Below are 17445 nucleotides of genomic sequence, written 5' to 3' on the forward strand. Positions count from 1 at the left end.
CATCAAGAAGGAGTCCAAACCGAAGAAGTTATCCACACCATGAGCCCCGCTGGGCTCGATCCAGGGTGGGTCAAGGTTCGATGGAAATGGTGGGTCAGGAATACGTGGAAATCAACAACCATGAACGCAATGTTCACCCAAGCCTTCGCTGCTATCTCCATCTCTTCTCTGCCATTAAGAAGCTGGCATCCGTAGCAAACAAGGTCCCTGAGAATGCCACTCTTAAGTCACCCCACACGGTTGCCGCTCAGCGTTCAGCGAAACTATATCGACACCTTCGGGTGGTACCAATGTCCTTGTAGAAACATTACACACCCGAGACAGATCTGACTAAGACAGTGTTCCTAAAGCGGAATAATCCCACTCCAGTCATTCATGTCGATGCTAAATCAGACAGTGCTGATCCAATGGTCAAGTCGTCTCCATCACCTCTTCTCCACAATTCACCAAACCTATATCCACCCGATATGCACAAGACTTCACTACCGACTGGGGACTTATTCTGTCAGTACGTCTAAGGACACTCTCTGACTACTTCTACTCCGTTTGTGCGTGTCACCGAAACGATCAAACCGCTGGTGACAATCTGCCCGCGACGGATGCACCCGCGAGTCTTGCCTGTCTCAGTTGGGCTGCTCCGTCCTAAACCAAGGATTCACAAGAGCTTAAGACCATCCTCTTCCTAGGAATACTGACCTTATTCATCGCCCTGCCCTTTGGAACTTTAGTTGTGCGTCAGTGAGATCGACCCAGCCAACACCATGGCAATGCAACTTCCCATGATCCTACGTTGAACCATGAGGCCCGCACGTGCAACTGGAATCCAACCCTGGCGCGCACCTGGAACCCGAGCACCAAACACACAAGGCCAGTTAACAGGGGCCGTCGCCGGCCCTCCTGTGGGATCGTTTTCGCCCTACTGCAGTTTATGGGTAGCCAATTCAAAAGGCTCCCATTTCTTGCCCCGCAATATCCCCATCGCAAATCGCACCCCAGTTCAATGCACCTAAGCATTCCTGCTGGCTTTCAAGCGGAACAAGACTGATTGGCGACGGGCCCGCAATGGCAAGTTCTTCAAGTCACCTATAGATAGTACCTCCAAGGGCGCGACAGTCATCTACGGCAGGACTGAATGTGCATTAGGTATTGACTGGTCCCAACTCCCTTAGCCATGCCTGAGATCATGGCTCGAGTTCAGGAAGTCACCAATCACGAGAAGTCAGCGTACGTCGGATAGAAGTCCTGGGAACTTCTCCCAGACTTCTCAGACATTTGAGACCGATATACTGAGTAGTCTCAACTTTCAAAATCGGCTATATCCAACCGATACACCAAGCCCCATTCATGGGGCGTTTTCTTTGCCCAACACAAACTAGCTCATGACCATCCTATGCATCTCAGATTCCGAAAGGGCCCAAGACGCCACTCACCCTTTGGATCGATGTGGAACGGTCCGCAACCCGACGAAAAACGAGGCCCAGGGTTCAACCCGCGAGGACCACGTCACTCACCTGGAATCATCATCGACTGTTACAGCTTGTGATCAGATTCAAGAACGCTTGAGGACCCAATCAGCCGAACCCGCGTGGTTCACAGTAGCGATCTCACTTCACAATTCCATCAGACATTCCTTCCAGGGGATCGGTACTGATATGTAAATTTCCTCAGGAACATCAACCATGCAACCGCTGCAGCATCACCCCCGTACCAAGAAACAAATCAAGGACATCCTCCATGGTTTGCTGTACAACCCCATCGACAAACAGATGAAGAAGCGTCTGGACGCGATCATCACCAAGAACACTGTGCTGGGAGGCTACTCCCACAAGTCGTTCATGTTCAAGAATGTGCTCTATAACTGCGACGACAGCCCACTGCCGGCCAAGATGAACGTCCTCGTTTCGGCCATGGAGTTCGAGATGCTTGACTATCTTGCCGAAGTCAAACACTTGAATAAAAAAGAACTCTCCCTAGTGATCGGTTATATCAATCAAGTCCTGCAATCATCCAATGACTTGTGCGATTACCTTCGCTTATTGCCAGATGCCGTGCAGGACCCCATTCGGCAATTGAATGACACATGCCCCTGCAAATCCGAGAAACTCGATGAAGACACGGTTGTGATGCTGCGGGAAAAAAACCAATCTTCTATTGAGATGATGCGCGCCCGTATGGTGATAAATCTTCTAATCTAGGCACCTGCGAGCCTTAGACAGAAAGCGGTGCATTACTCAAACCTAAAAGTACTCGCAGTCGATAAGACATCAATACCGCAGCGCCCATTTCCCACGCCCATCGAACATCTAACCGGCGCCGGTGTACGTTAGACCTTGACCGCGTCCATCACACACTGAGGTGCGGTCTAGGTAATGCAAGACTGGAGCCAGATCAATGTAACCAACGTTTGACTGGTTCGGTACAGTAATCTGGTGCGAACAGCATGCGCGTAGGAAACACCGTTGCGCGGAGTTGCATCAGCGAGGCCGAATTCACTGGTGCACATCAGATGTTCATGCCACGATAGCTGTAATAGATCAGTGCTTTGTCTCCACATTGTAGGTAGTCGCTACGTTCAGTACTTTACGGTTTCCCTTAAGCTGCAAAGATCTGGTGACGTGGGGGTGGTGGAAACCATTCCCGAAGTTACCCGGACCTCTGAGTCGCTGAAGCGGATGGGATTGGCTCCGCGCTGCTTCTGAAATAGATTAATTAACGAAGGATACTAATCAACGCAACAAACTACTACTGCTAATCTCCTTGTGAGGCACGACCGCCTAGAAAAAGCCAATTCCTCTTCAATCCTCCCCATAATTCTATGATTGCGATAAAATTTTCAAAACTATGTGATCTTCCCCGACGGAATGGTTATCAATACTGACAAGGGCAATACTCTCGCCAATCACCTAAATGAGAACGGTTATGTTTATGTCAGTCTGCGGAAGGACAATGGTGGGAAGACAATAGCGGTTCACCGCCTAGTCGCCCTCGCCTATATCCCTACCCCAGACGACAAACCGTTCGTCAACCACTTGGACGCTAATCGCAGCAATCCAAGACGGGAAAACAGTGGTGCACACAGGCAGAGCACATTAGGTATGCCTACACGCTAGGAAACATGAGCCAGAAGAAGAACTTCACAGAAGAAGAGACTGATTGGCTCCTGGATCAATTTATATTAGGGCGAATGAATATGACCGCACGCAGCCAAGATGGGAGTCGGTCTATCCCGACTTACTATCAATATTCGGAACCGCGTCCACAAGACAAATCGTCTGATTGAGTTTGAGATGGCGCTTGCGAAGCTAAAGAAGATCCGAAATACCGAAGCCAACTCCTCGAAGCGGCAACCAGTAGCGCAGTTAGATTTCGATGGCAATGTGCTGGCACATTACCCAAGCGCAACAGCCGCCGCTCGTGTTTTGAATAAAAGATCGTCCGGAACGATATGCAACGCCCTCAACCCAGCACTCCCACAAAGCGTTGCCTACGGATTTAAATGGAAATACGCGTAGTGGTACTGAGTCGGTGACAAAAGTCTCAACTCAGCAGTTTGACGTCACCGAACTTATCTGACCCTGCCTTCTACGGCAACAGCCTGGCTTTTGCCACCAGAAAAGAGGCCAAGAACCTCATGGACCGCTGGACCCTGGTCGTAGACTGGCGCGTTGTCGAATCCGACCAGCCGGTCAACTACCGCATCACCGAAGCCGGTGTGGTCGAAGCAGTAACCGAAACCATCCCATCATGAAAAAGACCCTCACCGCTCTGGCCCTGGGCCTGGCACTCAGCTCGACCAACGCCGCCATCTTCACCGGCAATCGGCTGCACGAATGGCTCAATGACAAGGAGATGCAACCAATGGCAGCCTCGTACATCGCGGGTGTCTTCGATGCCGGCGAGGCCACTCGGTTCTGCTTACCCCCTCGTGTGTCGGTGCGGCAGCTGTCGGACACCGTTCAGATGTTCCTGAAGGAGAACCCTACCATCCGGCACGAAGCGGCCGTCGATATGGTCGACACCGCGCTGTCGACCGCATGGCCCTGCAAGCCGCTCTAGAGCAAGTCCGCCATCTGTGTGGCCGTGGGGTTGAAGTACACCATGGCCTGCTTCGGGTTCTTCCACCCGAAGATCTTGCACAGGAACAGCACCTGCATGCCCGGCAACATGGCCACCCGAGTGGCTGCGGTGTGCCTGGCATCGTGGAAGGTGAAGCCAACCAGGCCAGCTCGCTTGCGGTACTTCATGAAGTAGGCCGACAGGGAGCTGGCCGTCATCCCCATCACCGTCGTAGCATCCCAGCCCTTCATGCGCTCCAGGATGCGTTGGCCCACCTTGGACAGCGAAACATTCCTGCCCGGTCCCGTCTTGGACTTGTGCAGCACGATGTGATCACCCTTCACGTCTTCCTTCTTGAAGGCGCAGATCTCCGACTCCCGCATCCCGGTCGACAGCGCCAGCAGAAAGGCATGTGCCACTGCGTTGCCCACTGTCCTGACCTTGCTTGGGTCGTACCGCAGATGCCGCAGCATTACCCGGATTTCCCGGAAGCTGATGACCCTCTCACGATGGTCAGGTTCGCTGGGTCCCACCACATCACGCATCGGGTTGACCTTGATCCACTGCCACTCCCGCCGTGCGATCTCAAAGACGTTGCCCAGCAGCGTCATGTCCCTGAGCACCGTGCCGGCCTTGTTCTTGGCCAGCCGTGAGTCCCGCCAGATCACCAGGTCCGCAGTGGTCACGTCCTGGAGCTTCTTGCTCAAGGGCAGCTTGTGCCGCTTGTAGGCATGCAGCCTGATCAGCTCCTTGGGGCCACCCTTCTTCTTGGGGCTCACCTTGACGCCGTATTCATCCAGGGCTTCCTGCAGCGTCCTGATGCTCCCCACCGTCTGACCGGCCGCAGCAATGATCTCGTTGCGCCTGCGGGCCTGCCAGTCCTCAGCTGCCCGCTTCGTTGGGAACGTGCCGGCATCCCGGACACCCCGCACCATGAGCTGCACACGCCAAGTGCCTTCGTTGGTTTTGGTTGGTACAGCCATGTGGGGAAATTTCTGGGTAAAAGTGGGGAAGCGATGTTCCCACAACTACCCCTGACGAAGAAAAGCCCCTGGGCTAGGGGCTTGATTTTCCTCACTTTTCTTTCCGCGAAGAACCTGAAAGTAGCTTTTTGGTGCCCCGAACCGGGCTCGAACCGGTACGCCCCCTTGCGGGAAAGCGGCGGATTTTAAGTCCGCTGTGTCTACCAATTTCACCATCGGGGCCTGGCCGCGCCGGGACGGCCAGCAACGAAAAGCCCCTGTGGCCGGCGGCTTCAGGGGCTTCGAAATCTGGAGGCGCGACCCGGAGTCGAACCGGGCTGGACGGATTTGCAATCCGTTGCATAACCGCTTTGCTATCGCGCCGAGCGTAAAAAAATGCGCTGTCGCGCACCTTTCGAATCTCTCTCGACCGGAAGGTTACCGGCCAGTCGAGCCCGCGATTCTATACCAGCTGCGTGCGCGATTGGCACGGCGCGCGGCGCGCCCTGCACCAGCCACCATGCTGCATTACATTGGCCGCCCGACACCCCAACCACCACGCCCGCCCCCACGGCACATTGCCCACGCCGGCCAAGGAGACTGTGCCCGATGCTGACCCTGTACCACTGCGTGAACGCGCGCTCGTTCCGCCCCTTGTGGGTGCTCGAGGAACTGCAGGCCAGCTACACGTTGAAAGTGCTGCCCTTCCCGCCGCGCGCGCTGCAGCGCAGCTTTCTGGCCATCAACGTGCTGGGCACCGTGCCCTTCCTCCAAGGCGACGGCGTAGCCATGACCGAATCCGCCGCGATGTGCCAGTACCTGGCCGAGACGCTGGACCCGGGCCATCAACACCGTCTGCATGTGCAGCCGGCCGAGCGCGACTACCCGGCCTACCTGAACTGGCTGCACCACGGCGAGGCCACCCTCACCTTTCCGCAGACGCTGGCGCTGCGCTACAGCCGCTTCGAGCCTGTGGAGCGGCGCATCCCGCAGGTCGCGGACGACTACACCAAGTGGTTCCTGGCCCGGCTGCGCGCCATCGATGCCCTGCTGACACAGCGCGAGCACCTGTGCGCCGGCCGCTTCACGGCGGCGGACGTGTCGGTCGGCTACGCGCTCATGCTGGGCGCGATCCTGGGAATGGTGGAGCGCTACCCGGCGGCCGTGCAGGCCTACTGGGCCCGGCTGCAGCGGCGCGAGGGCTTCCAGCGCGCCCTGGCCGCGCAGCACGACGCGGCCGTGGCGCAGGGCGTGTCGGTGCGCTCGTCGACTGAGACCTGACGCGCGCGGCCTGGCCCGCATCAGGCGGCCGTCAGGCGGGCTGCGTACCGCCGGCCGACCACTTTGGCAACCAAAACGCCAGATGCTCGGCAAAGCCCTGGGCTGCTGGCGACAGGCCACGCACAGCCGAGTGGTACAGGCAGACCGTGCGGATGGCTTCCGGCTCGACCACCCGCCGCATGACCAGCCCGAAATACGCCGCCAGCGGCTGTACATAGGCCGGCGCCAGCGTTGCCACGCGGCCCTGCGCCGCCAGGCCCAGCGCGGTGGAGATGTGGTCCACGATGTCGACCGGCGCGATGCGCGCGTCGTCGGGCGATCCCAGCCGCATCATCTCGACGCTGCGCTCGTGGTCGCGCCCGGCAGCCAGCAGCGCGTGCTCCCGCAGCGCCTCCCAACGGACGGACTTGCGCCGCGCCAGCGGATGCGTGGGTGCGCACCACAGCACCCAGGGGCTGGTGAACAGGGCCTGGCGATCGACGTCTGCGCCGACCGGCCGGTCGGGCCCCACGGCCAGGTCGACATCGCCACGGGCCACGCTCTCGACCAGGCCGTCCACCGGCAGGTCGCGGACGCGGACCACGACCTTGGGCTGATCCCGCGCGTAGGCGTGCATGGCGGCAGGCAGCGCCACGCTGGCGAGCACCATCGGCGCGCCGATGCGCACGACGCCGGCCGCGCGGTTGCGCACATCGGCCGCCGCGCTCTCGCTGTCGCGCACGTGGCGCAGCACCGTCTCGGCCGAGGGCAAAAAGTCGCGCCCGGCGCTGGACAGTGCGACGCGGCGCGTCGTGCGGTCGAACACGCGAAAGCCAAGCACAGCCTCCAGCTCGGCCACCAGCTGGCTGACCGCCTGCGCCGTCAGACCCAGCCGGTCGGCTGCCGCGTTGAAGCTGTGCGCCTGCGCCACCGCCACGGCAGCTTCCAGCTGGCGCAGGGTGAAGCGGGTCAAGGGCATGGGTTTGATTATCAACCGCTGCTTGTTAAAGACAGAGATTCGATTGCTTGTCTGCCCACCCCTGCGGCCCGCACACTCGCCGCACACCCACTACGAGACACATCCATGCTGGAGACATCGGTTCACGCCGCCCTGGCGCAAGAGCTGCAACACGCGGAACAGACGCGCACGCAGGTCGCACAATTTTCCAGACGCCACCCCGGCATGACCATGGCCGACAGCTATGCCATCCAGCGCGAGTGGATGCGGCTGCAGCGCGAGCAAGGTCGGCGGGTGATCGGCCACAAGATCGGCCTCACGTCGCGTGCGATGCAGATCGCCTCGCAGATCACCGAGCCGGACTACGGCACGCTGCTGGACAACATGCAGCTGCGCGATGGCAGCGAGGTGCAGGCCGCGCGCTTCATCGTGCCACGCCTCGAAGTCGAGTTCGCTTTCATCCTGGCCAAGCCCTTGCGCGGCCCGAACGTCACGCTGTTCGACGTGCTGAACGCCACCGACTACGTGGTGCCGGCGCTGGAGCTCATCGACGCGCGCATCGAGCAGTTCGACCGCGACACCCAGGCCCCGCGCAAGGTGCTGGACACGATTGCCGACAACGCGGCCAACGCCGGCATCGTGCTCGGTGGCCGCCCGATGCGGCCCGACGCGGTGGACTGGCGCTGGGCCGGTGCGCTGCTGTTCAAGAACGGGCAGATCGAGGAATCAGGCCTGGGCGCTGCCGTGTTGAACCACCCCGGCAACGGCGTGGCCTGGCTGGCCAACAAGCTCGCGCCGCATGGCGAGCACCTGGAGGCCGGCGAGATCGTGCTGGGCGGCTCGTTCACACGGCCGGTGGCCTGCGCGGCGGGCGACGTGTTCCATGCGGACTACGGCCGGCTCGGCTCCCTCTCCCTGCGCTTCATCTGAGGACCACCCATGACCGACATGCTGGACATCGCAGGCGTCACCGTCTCGCCCGACCACTACATCGCCGGCCGGCGCATTGCATCTGCAAAGCGTTTCCAGCTGCACTCGCCGATCGACCAACGCCTGTTGGGCCGCATCAGCGAGGGCATGCCCGAACACGTGGACGCCGCCATCGATGCCGCGCAGGCTGCGTTCCCGGCCTGGAGCGCGCTGACAGCCGCCCAGCGCAAGCCCATGCTGGACCGTTTCGCGGATGAGATCGGCCGGCGTGCCGACGCCTTCTGCCTGCTGGAGAGCACCGACGCCGGCGTGCTGCTCTCGCGCATGCGCCACGGTGTGGTGCCGCGCGCGATGCTGAACATCACCTGGTTTGCGCAGCACGCACTGGGCCTGCAGAACCGCCCCATCGAGACCGAACAGGCGCACCACATCGTCAAGCACGATCCGGCCGGCGTCGTGGTCATCATCACGCCGTGGAACGCGCCGCTGATGCTGTCGACCTGGAAGCTCGGCCCCGCACTGGCGGCAGGCAACACCTGCATCCTGAAGCCGCCGGAATGGGCGCCGCTGACCTGCTCGCTGCTGGCCGATGCGGCCCACGCCGCAGGCCTGCCGCCCGGCGTGTTCAACGTGGTGCAAGGCACCGGCGCCACCACCGGTGCGAGGCTGGTCAGCGACCCGCGCATCGCCCGCGTCTCGTTCACCGGCAGCGTGCCCACGGCCAAGTGGATCGCGCAGGCGGCCGGCGCCAACCTGGTGCCCTGCAGCCTGGAGCTGGGCGGCAAGAGCCCCTTCATCGTGCTGGAAGATGCCGACCTGGACAACGCCGCCGCCACCGGCGCGCTGATGTACCGCAATGCCGGCCAGGTGTGCCTGGCGGGCACGCGCTTTCTGGTGCACGCGAACATCGCCGAGCGCTTCGTCGCCACCATGCGCGGCTATGTGGAAAAACTGGCCGTGGGCGACCCGCGCGACGAGTCGACCGAGGTCGGCCCCATCATCCACCCGCGCCAGCTGGAGCGCGTGCAGGGCTTCGTGCAGCGTGCCGTGGCCGGTGGCGCCAGGTTGCTGTGGGGCGGCGAGCCGCACCCGTTCGGCGCGCAGTACTTTCAGCCGACCATGGTCACCGGCCTGCAGCAGAGCGACGAGATCGTGCAGAACGAGGTGTTCGGCCCGGTGCTCACGCTGCAGACCTTCCAGACCGACGACGAAGCCCTGGCGCTTGCCAACGGCACGGACTACGGCCTGGGTGGCGTCTGCTACGGCGAGACCGAGCACGCCACGGCTGTGGCCGAGCACGTGCGCACCGGCTTCATCTGGGTCAACAGCTTCGGCATCCGCGACCTGGCCGCACCGTTCGGCGGCATCAGGCGCAGCGGCGTGGGCCGCGAGGGCGGCGACTGGAGCTTCGAATTCTTCTGCGATGTCAAAGACGTCGTGGTGCCGAAAAAGCCCTTCCGCGCCAGTTTCAGCAAGCGATGAACAGGAGCCACACCATGGGACAGATCGTCGGCGCGGCCCTTGTGTCGCACCACCCCGGGTTGATGCAGTGCGAAGAGTTCCGCCGCGCCATGGGCGCCGGTGAAGACTCCGACCTGATCGCCGGCTATGCGCGCCTGCGTGCGCACATCGCGGCGGCCAGGCCCGACGTCGTGATGATTTTCGACAGCCACTGGTTCACCACCGGCTACCACCTGATTGACGGTGGTGCGCGCTACAGCGGCACCTACATCTCGGACGAGATGCCCTGGTACCTGCACGGCGTGCCCTACGACTACCGCGGCCACCCGCCACTGGCGCTGGACATCGAAGCCGTCTCGCGCGAGCGCGGCGGCTACAACCGCGCCATCCAGCACCCCGAGCTGGGCCGCCAGTACGCCACCGTGAACCTGGTCAAGCACCTGCGGCTGGAGCTGTCCGACACGCCGGTCGTCACCGTCAGCTCGTGCCAGAACTGCACCTGGCAGCACTTTGTGCAGTCCGGCGAGACCATTGGCGATGCCATCGGCCGCAGCGGCCTGCGGGTGGTGCTGCTGGCCTCCGGCGCGCTGAGCCACAAGTTCAACGGCATCGACTGGAAGCCCACGCACCCACGCATCTTCCACGAGAGCAATGTGTCTTCGCCCGAGAACATCGCGAGCGACAAGCAGGCCATCGCGCTCATGGAAGAGGGCCGGCACGACCAGATCCTGGAGTGCTGGGACGAGGACTACCGCAAGAAGCCCTGGGAGGCCTTCGGCGCCCACTACCTGCAGATGCTGGGCGCCATGGGCGGCAGCGCGTGCCGCGCCAAGGGCACGCCGCTGTCGGCCTACGAGAACGCGCGCGGCACCGGCAACATCCACATCTGGTTCGATACGGAGGCAGCATGAATTTCGAATTTCCCTTCCACCAGTTGCCCGCCGTGATGGTCGGCCCGCGCGTCGAGCGCCGCCGCGTGCTGGTGGGCGGCAGCGCCTATTGGGGCACCATCGTCGAGGACGGCGCCAACGCCGGCCAGTTGCGGCTGGACGACGGCCGCCTGCTGGACGCCGAGGCGCAGGCCTACCTGCCACCGGTGAACCCGAGCAAGATCATCGCGGTGCACATCAGCTACAGCTCGCGCAGCTTCGAGACGCGCAACAAGCCCAAACCGACCGAGACGCCGACCTACTTCACCAAGCCGCCGACCGCGCTGAACGGCCACAAGGGTCAGATCCTCAAGCCGGCCGACTGCAAGTACCTGAACTACGAAGGCGAGTACGCCGTGGTGATCGGCCGCACCTGCCGCAATGTGACGCCCGATGAAGCCTGGGACTTCATCGAAGGCTTTTGCCCGGCACTCGACATGGGGCTGCAGGACTTTCGCGACACCGACCAGGGCAGCATGCTGCGCGTGAAGGGCGCCGACACTTTGCTACCCATCGGCCCCGGCATCGTGCGCGGCGTGAACCTGTTCGCGCAGACGCTGCGCACCTACATCGACGGCCTGGTGGTGCAAGAGGCGCACATCGGCGAGGAGACGATCTGGGGGCCGCACTACGTGATTGCCGACATCGCGCGACACATCACGCTGGTGCCCGGCGACGTGATCCTGATGGGCACGCCCTGCCATTCGCGCAGCGTCGACCCGGGGCATTTCGTGGAGTGCGAGATCACCGGCATCGGCCGTGTGGGCGGCACGGTGGTGGCCATCGACGCGCCGCGCGCCGCCGCGCTGGGCGTCGGCCACATGCCGACCGACACCCCCGAGGTGCGGCGCGTGGCGCTGGGCTTTGACGAGCGCGTGCCCGAGCAGTTCAAGGACAACCTGCGCCGCGCGAAGCACCACCACGCGTGAGGGCTGGCGTTGTGGGTGCAACGCAGGCGGCGCCTTGCGCGGCCGTGCGCGCAGCCCCTGCATGCGCCCTTGGTCAGCGGCCTACCGAGCGGTCCAGGAAGGCAATGATCCGCGCCGTCACCTCGTCGCGGTTGGTCTCGTTCAGCAGCTCGTGCCGCGCCTGCGGATACAGCTGCACATCGACATCACGCACGCCGGCGTCGCGGTAGCGCTGGCCCACCAGCTGCACCGCCGCGCCTGCGGGCCCTGCAATCGGGTCGGCGTCACCGGACAGGATCAGGATCGGCAGGTCCGCGCGCACCTGCGCAATGGCGGCCGGGTCTGCCGCACGCCGCAGCGAGTCGATGCCCGCAAGAGGTTGCGCGACGAAGCCACACGCCGGATCGGCGCAGTACTTGTCGACCTCGGCCGCATCACGGCTCAGCCATTCGAAGCCGGTACGGTGCTCGAACGCCTGGTTGAACGCACTGAGGTCGACCGGCCCCTCGGCGCTCAGCGCGGTGGCGATCCCCGCAGGCTCGCTCGTGCCCAGCAGCACAGCGGCCTGCACATCGGCAGAGTGCTCCAGCAGGTACTGCTGCGTCGCAAAGGAACCCATGCTGTGACCGATCAGCACGAGCGCCAGGGCAGGATGGTCGGCGCGGATGCGCAGCCCCAGTTGGTGGAGATCGTCCACCCAGCCCGGCCAGCCGTCGCGGCCCCAGTGGCCGTAGGCGCCGGCGGCCGTGCGCCCCGAGCCACGGCCATCCGGGGCGTGGACCAGGTAGCCGGCGGCGGTCAGCGCTTCGCCCAAGCGCCGGTAGCGGCCGGCATGTTCACCCAGGCCGTGCTGCAGCTGGACCACTGCGCGCGGCCTGCCGGCCGGCGCCCAGCAGTAGGTCTGCACAGCAATGCCGTCGCGTGAAATGAAGCTGATGGTGCTGTCGTGCACGGCGTGTCTCCTTGGCGCGCGGGCACGGCGTGCCTCGGCGGCGCGATTGTAGGAACGCACGGGCGAGCCAGCGCCATCGCCCACGCTGTCAGGGGCTTTTCGGTTGGGCAGGCTGCCAGCACGCATCGTTCGCCGCGCTGCATCCACCGGCGCCACGCACCGCGCTCGTCACAGGCCCCTCGCCCGTCGTCCACCCAAGAATTGATGCAGCGCAAGACCATGGCCGGCAGGGCCCCCTACCGTAGGGACGTCCTGTTGACCCACGACGCCATGCCCACGCCCCGCAAGATCCTTTTGCACCTGGACCACACCGCGCGGATGGGCGCGCGCATCGAGGTCGCAAGAGCGCTGGCCGAATCGCTCGACGCAGAGGTCGACTGCCGCGTGTGTTCCATGTCCGAGCTCATGCTGTACCCGTTGTCGATCGGTGCCGCAGGGCCGGTGGTGGAAACCATGCACAAGACGCAACAGGCCAGTCACGACAAGTTGTACCGCTTGTTCACGGCGCATGGCGGCGGCTCGCCGCGGCTGAGATGGATCGAGCCCGATGGTGCCGGCCCCAGTGTCTTTGCGCGGCACGCCTATTACGCCGATCTGATGGTGCTGGGCCAGCGCGACCAGCACGATCCCATGGACCATCTGCTGCCACCTGACTTCCTGCCCGGCTTGCTCATCCACAGCGGCCGGCCTGCGGTGGTGCTGCCCTACGCTTGCACGACGACACCGATCGGCCGCTCCGTGCTCGTGGCGTGGAACGAGAGCAGCGAATCAGCGCGGGCGCTCCATGCTGCGCTCCCTTGGTGCCGCACGGCTGGCAGCGTCCACGTCGTGGTCTATGGCGAGGATGTCGCCCAACAGCTCGCGCGGGTCGATGTATTCATGCGTTCGCATGGCATCGCGAAGATCACCCTGCACCGTGGGGGCGGCCAAGACGACATCGGCAACCGGTTGCTGTCCCTGGCGGCGGACCTGGGTGCGGACCTGCTGGTCATGGGCTGTTACGGCCACAGCAGGGCGCGTGAGTGGGTGCTGGGCGGCACCACGCGAACCATTCTGGACAGCATGACGCTGCCGGTCCTGCTGGCGCACTGACCCATCTTTTGAAGGGCCACCGTGATGCGAATCGATTTCCTGGGCGGCACCAGCACCGTCACCGGCTCGAAATACCTGCTGACCCATGCAGGTCGTCGGCTGCTGCTGGACTGCGGCCTGTTCCAGGGCTTCAAGCAGCTGCGACTGCGCAACTGGGACACGCTGCCGGTCGACCCTGCCAACATTGACGCGGTGCTGTTGACGCACGCCCACCTGGACCACAGCGGCTTCGTGCCGCGACTGGTGCGGCTCGGCTTCAAGGGCCCGGTCTACGCCAGCCAGGCGACCCGCGAGCTGTGCGAGTTGCTGCTGCCTGATTCCGGCCGCTTGCAGGAGGAAGACGCTGATTTCGTCAACCGCCATGGTCAGACCAAGCACAAGCCAGCTTTGCCGCTGTACACGGAGCAGGATGCCCGTGCGGCACTGAGGCGCTTCCAGGACCTTCCGTTCAACGAGGAATGTGCGCCGTGGCCCGACTGGTCTTGGCAGTTGTTCAGAGCGGGCCACATCCTGGGTGCGGCCAGCGTTCGCATTGGCTGGCCGGGCGCGAGCCTGCTCTTCTCCGGCGATCTGGGCCGCAGCGACGATCTGCTGATGCGCCCGCCCGAGCCAGCCCCGCCGGCCGACTATGTGGTGGTGGAGTCGACGTACGGCAACCGCCAGCATCCGGTGACAGACCCGCTGACAGATCTGGCCAGCGTGGTCAGCCGCACGGCAGCACGCGGCGGAGTCGTCGTGGTTCCAGCCTTCGCGGTTGGCCGGGCACAGACACTGCTCCATGCCATTCAGGTGCTCAAGGAAGCGCGACGCATTCCCGACATGCCGGTCTACCTGAACAGCCCCATGGCGGCGGACGCGACGCGCCTGTACCAGCGCCACGCCGACGAACACCGGCTGAGCGCGGAGCAATGCACCGCAATGCAGCGCCAGACCATCATCGTCAACACCATCGAAGAATCGCGTCGACTCAACAGCCTGAGCGTGCCGTCCATCATCGTCTCAGCCAGCGGCATGGCAACCGGGGGCCGCGTGCTCCACCACATCAAGGCCTACGCACCCGAAGCCAGGAACACCATCCTCTTCACCGGCTTCCAGGCGGCGGGGACGCGCGGGGCAAGCATGCTGGGTGGCGCGGATGCCGTCAAGATTCACGGCACCTATGTTCCCCTGCGCGCGGAGGTCGCCAACCTGGACAGCTTGTCGGCCCACGCCGACCGCGCTCAGTTGCTGACCTGGTTGGGCGCCCAGCATGCACCGCGGCGCGTGTTCATCACCCACGGCGAGCCGGCTGCGTCGGACGCGCTGCGCTTGGCCGTCCAGGAGCGGTACGGCTGGACCTGCACCGTACCGGACCACCGCGATGCACTGGAACTCTGATCGATGGCGCCTCGCACGTGCTGGCCGGCGTATCGATGCCTGACCGGCACAGCGTCGGGCCCACCACAGCGGCAGCCGCTCGTGTACCAGCGAACCTGACCCGCGCCAACACACTGGAGACACTGGGATGACAACCGACGCGCACCGTGCGACTGGACTCGCCACTGCCTCAAGGAGGCGTTTCGTCCGTCTGGGTCGAATGCGAACATGGCTGAACCCCGAGGTCGGCCATCGTGTCGCGGCACTTTTTCTGGCGGGCGTCTTCCTCTCGCAGGCGGCTGGCGCCCAGACGCGTGGCCAGTTGCTCTACGAGACGCACTGCGCCGAGTGCCACACCGTGCAGATGCATTGGCGCGAACAGCGGCTGGTACAGAACTGGGACGGCCTGCGCGGGCAGGTTCAGCGCTGGCAGTCGATCGCGGCGCTGGGTTGGACCGAGCAAGACATCCGGGATGTCGCACGCCATCTCAATGAGCGCTACTACCAGCTCGTGGAACCGACGGTCCGCAGTGCCGTCGACGTCCAGGTGTCCAGGCACTGATCTACCGCAAGCCGTGCGCTCGCCCTGCGCCTAGACTCGTCTCAAGCACTGTCCCTGCGCTCGCTCAGCGACGGGCTGCCGAGCACTCCCTGGCACGCGCACCCGATACCGAAAGGCACCCATGACGCACCAACCTCACAAGCGCGGCCAGTCGACCCTGTCGCTGAGTCTGTCGGCCCGCTTGCAGCGCGCGCGCATGGAGGAGCGGTCCCATCTCGCACAGGAACTCCACGACGAATTGGGCGCTTTGCTGATGGCGGCCAAACTGGACGTCGCCAGCCTCAAGACGCGGTGCAGTCCGATGAGCGCCGATGTCCAGTGCCGCTGGCAGCACCTGACCGAGTTGCTCGACGCGTGCGCTTCCCTGAAGACGCGTGTCGTCGAGGGGCTGCGTCCATCTGCGTTGACGGATCGGTGTCTTGCAACCGCGTTGGCCCGCCTGACCGATGACTTTGGTCGCAGCGCCAATGTCGCGGTCGTGATGCATCTGGAAGACACGCCGTTGGATGAAGCCGAAACGTTGGGCGTCTACAGATTCGTGCAGGAGTGCCTGACCAATATCGGCAAGCACGCGCATGCGACGCAGGTGACGGTCGAGCTGCTCAACGGGCCGCACCGGCCTGTCGTGGCCGTGTCGGACGACGGCGTCGGGTTCGATCAGCGCAGCATCGCGCCATTCGCCCACGGACTCACGGGCATGCGCCATCGCATCGACGTTCTGGGGGGTCACGTCACCATGACCAGCGCTCCAGGGCGCGGCACGCGCGTGGTGGCAACACTGGCGCAGCGTGGGCATGGCCGCAGCGACAGAGCGAAGCCGCTCGCGTCCTGTCTGCCATCGTTGTTGAGGGACGGCCTGCAGAACATGCGCGTACAGCCATCTCCGACTTGACCACCGCCCACCCGGTCCCAACCGATCTGCCCTGATCGCTGGCCATCGCGGGCCGGGCGGCTTCGCGCAGGACCCACGCGTGCGTGGGCGATCTGTGCCCACACTCAGTGGGCCATCAGCACAGGAATCGTCATGGTTCGCAGGATGGTGCGACTGGCTCCGCCCAACACCCATTCGCGTGCACGGGAATGGCCGAAGCAGCCCATCACCAGCATGTCGGCGCCGAAGTCGGCCGCCCGGGACAGCAGATCGTTCCCGACATCCCCTTCCGCGCCCTCGCTCGCATGCACCACAAGGTTCACGCGGTGGGCCGAGAGGTAGTGCTGCAGGCGCTGCAGCGACACGGTCGCCTGCTCTCCGTAGCAGACGGCGTGCACACTTTGCGCCCTGCACAACCAAGGCAACGCTGCGCTGACGGCACGCGCGGCCTCGCGCGTCTCCTTCCACGCAATCAGGACCCGGTGGCCGACGGTGTGAAAACTGCCCGCGAAGGGGACCAGGAGGACTGGGTGGCCACTTCGAATGACCTGGTGGGACACGAAATCGGTCGGGGTCTCCATGGCCGATGCCACCGCATCGTCACGTTGCCCGAGGATCAGAAGGTCTGCGTACATCGCGCGGCTCTCGAAACCGCCGATCGTGTCGCCGGGCACTGCCTCGCTCCGCATGCGCCCCGATGCGGCTGCGGCGTCGGCGAACCGGCGGATGGCCGCGGCCTTGCATTCCTCATCGAACCGCTCCAGGCCAAGGGCACCTGCAGACCCTTCCAGCCCCATGGGATAGCGCAGCATGGACGGCGTGACGCTGTAAATGCCGGTCACCGTGGCATGGAACGTCTCGGCCATGTGGGCAGCCAGTCGTGTGCGCTCGGTGCACCGCTCCGAGCCGTCCAGATGCAACAGGATCGATTTGATATCCGACATGCGTTTGCCCCTTCCATGTTGTGCCGAACGGCCGGCGGGTTCAATGGCGTCCGGTCTGGCGGATCTGCTCCAGGCACAGCAGCAGCCGGTGGTGGGCCTGGAGGTCGGCGTCGACCGTGAACGTGACGAGATCCTCGGAGTCCACGAGCAGCACGGCAGCGTTGCCGCTGTGCGAGGTGCTACGGTGTGTACTGGACATCGCGT

General features: G+C 63.6%; 17 protein-coding genes and 2 tRNA genes. 12 read left to right on the forward strand and 7 right to left on the reverse strand.

What is annotated here, in order from left to right; all coding sequences use genetic code 11:
- The 3 genes from AC099J_RS30300 to AC099J_RS30310 all read left to right on the forward strand — a co-directional run.
- Positions 1–195 (forward strand): hypothetical protein (locus AC099J_RS30300; RefSeq protein ID WP_479619038.1); only part of this gene is annotated, 195 nt, incomplete at its 5' end.
- A gap of 1484 nt (positions 196–1679) precedes the next feature.
- Positions 1680–2195: a hypothetical protein gene (locus tag AC099J_RS30305; protein ID WP_479619039.1), complete on the forward strand. Its 516-nt coding sequence runs from the start codon at positions 1680–1682 to the stop codon at positions 2193–2195.
- A 1549-nt stretch (positions 2196–3744) separates the two neighbouring features.
- Positions 3745–4056, forward strand: a complete 312-nt coding sequence (locus tag AC099J_RS30310; protein ID WP_479619040.1) for a Rap1a/Tai family immunity protein — start codon at positions 3745–3747, stop codon at positions 4054–4056.
- Here AC099J_RS30310 and AC099J_RS30315 read toward each other — a convergent pair.
- The 3 genes from AC099J_RS30315 to AC099J_RS30325 all read right to left on the reverse strand — a co-directional run bounded on the left by AC099J_RS30315 (position 4053) and on the right by AC099J_RS30325 (position 5402).
- Positions 4053–5039, reverse strand: a complete 987-nt coding sequence (locus tag AC099J_RS30315; RefSeq protein WP_479619041.1) for a tyrosine-type recombinase/integrase — start codon at positions 5037–5039, stop codon at positions 4053–4055. The genes AC099J_RS30310 and AC099J_RS30315 overlap by 4 nt on opposite strands.
- 129 nt (positions 5040–5168) lie before the next feature.
- A tRNA-Leu gene (locus AC099J_RS30320) sits at positions 5169–5261 on the reverse strand.
- Positions 5262–5328: 67 nt separating this feature from the next.
- A tRNA-Cys gene (locus AC099J_RS30325) sits at positions 5329–5402 on the reverse strand.
- A 225-nt stretch (positions 5403–5627) separates the two neighbouring features.
- Here AC099J_RS30325 and AC099J_RS30330 point away from each other — a divergent pair.
- Positions 5628–6299 (forward strand): glutathione S-transferase family protein, encoded by a 672-nt coding sequence (locus AC099J_RS30330; RefSeq protein WP_479619042.1) that lies wholly within the window; start codon positions 5628–5630, stop codon positions 6297–6299.
- A 31-nt stretch (positions 6300–6330) separates the two neighbouring features.
- Here the strand turns inward: AC099J_RS30330 and AC099J_RS30335 are convergent, their stop codons facing one another.
- On the reverse strand, positions 6331–7257 hold the full coding sequence (locus AC099J_RS30335) for a LysR family transcriptional regulator (protein WP_479619043.1): 927 nt from the start codon (positions 7255–7257) through the stop codon (positions 6331–6333).
- Positions 7258–7362: 105 nt separating this feature from the next.
- Here AC099J_RS30335 and hpaH point away from each other — a divergent pair, with 105 nt between their 5' ends.
- Genes hpaH through AC099J_RS30355 form a run of 4 tightly spaced genes read left to right on the forward strand, consistent with a single transcriptional unit; the run spans position 7363 to position 11485 of the window.
- Positions 7363–8166 (forward strand): 2-oxo-hept-4-ene-1,7-dioate hydratase, encoded by an 804-nt coding sequence (gene hpaH, locus AC099J_RS30340; protein WP_479619044.1) that lies wholly within the window; start codon positions 7363–7365, stop codon positions 8164–8166.
- A 9-nt stretch (positions 8167–8175) separates the two neighbouring features.
- Positions 8176–9648 carry an aldehyde dehydrogenase family protein gene (locus AC099J_RS30345; protein ID WP_479619045.1) on the forward strand — a complete coding sequence of 491 codons (1473 nt, stop codon included), beginning with the start codon at positions 8176–8178 and terminating at the stop codon, positions 9646–9648.
- Positions 9649–9662: 14 nt separating this feature from the next.
- On the forward strand, positions 9663–10538 hold the full coding sequence (locus AC099J_RS30350) for a DODA-type extradiol aromatic ring-opening family dioxygenase (protein ID WP_479619046.1): 876 nt from the start codon (positions 9663–9665) through the stop codon (positions 10536–10538).
- Positions 10535–11485 carry a fumarylacetoacetate hydrolase family protein gene (locus tag AC099J_RS30355; RefSeq protein ID WP_479619047.1) on the forward strand — a complete coding sequence of 317 codons (951 nt, stop codon included), beginning with the start codon at positions 10535–10537 and terminating at the stop codon, positions 11483–11485. Before AC099J_RS30350 ends, AC099J_RS30355 begins: the two co-directional genes overlap by 4 nt.
- Positions 11486–11558: 73 nt before the next feature.
- Here AC099J_RS30355 and AC099J_RS30360 read toward each other — a convergent pair whose 3' ends face one another.
- Positions 11559–12416 carry an alpha/beta fold hydrolase gene (locus tag AC099J_RS30360; protein ID WP_479619048.1) on the reverse strand — a complete coding sequence of 286 codons (858 nt, stop codon included), beginning with the start codon at positions 12414–12416 and terminating at the stop codon, positions 11559–11561.
- Positions 12417–12686: 270 nt separating this feature from the next.
- Here AC099J_RS30360 and AC099J_RS30365 point away from each other — a divergent pair, with 270 nt between their 5' ends.
- The 4 genes from AC099J_RS30365 to AC099J_RS30380 all read left to right on the forward strand — a co-directional run bounded on the left by AC099J_RS30365 (position 12687) and on the right by AC099J_RS30380 (position 16318).
- The gene (locus AC099J_RS30365) at positions 12687–13508 is read left to right on the forward strand and encodes a universal stress protein (protein WP_479619049.1); all 822 of its coding nucleotides are present in this window, start codon (positions 12687–12689) and stop codon (positions 13506–13508) included.
- A gap of 24 nt (positions 13509–13532) precedes the next feature.
- A complete protein-coding gene (locus tag AC099J_RS30370) occupies positions 13533–14885 on the forward strand; it encodes an MBL fold metallo-hydrolase (protein WP_479619050.1) in 1353 nt (450 codons plus the stop codon).
- A gap of 127 nt (positions 14886–15012) precedes the next feature.
- A complete protein-coding gene (locus tag AC099J_RS30375) occupies positions 15013–15426 on the forward strand; it encodes a c-type cytochrome (RefSeq protein ID WP_479619051.1) in 414 nt (137 codons plus the stop codon).
- Between the two features lie 121 nt (positions 15427–15547).
- Complete coding sequence (locus AC099J_RS30380) at positions 15548–16318, forward strand: sensor histidine kinase (RefSeq protein WP_479619052.1); 771 nt, start codon at positions 15548–15550, stop codon at positions 16316–16318.
- A gap of 104 nt (positions 16319–16422) precedes the next feature.
- Here the strand turns inward: AC099J_RS30380 and AC099J_RS30385 are convergent, their stop codons facing one another.
- Entirely contained in the window at positions 16423–17241 is an 819-nt protein-coding gene (locus AC099J_RS30385; RefSeq protein WP_479619053.1) for a universal stress protein, read from the reverse strand.
- Between the two features lie 40 nt (positions 17242–17281).
- Positions 17282–17440, reverse strand: a complete 159-nt coding sequence (locus tag AC099J_RS30390; protein ID WP_479619054.1) for a hypothetical protein — start codon at positions 17438–17440, stop codon at positions 17282–17284.
- Positions 17441–17445: the final 5 nt, after the last annotated feature.

The sequence above is a fragment of the Rhodoferax sp. RT4P68 genome, assembly GCF_056521305.1.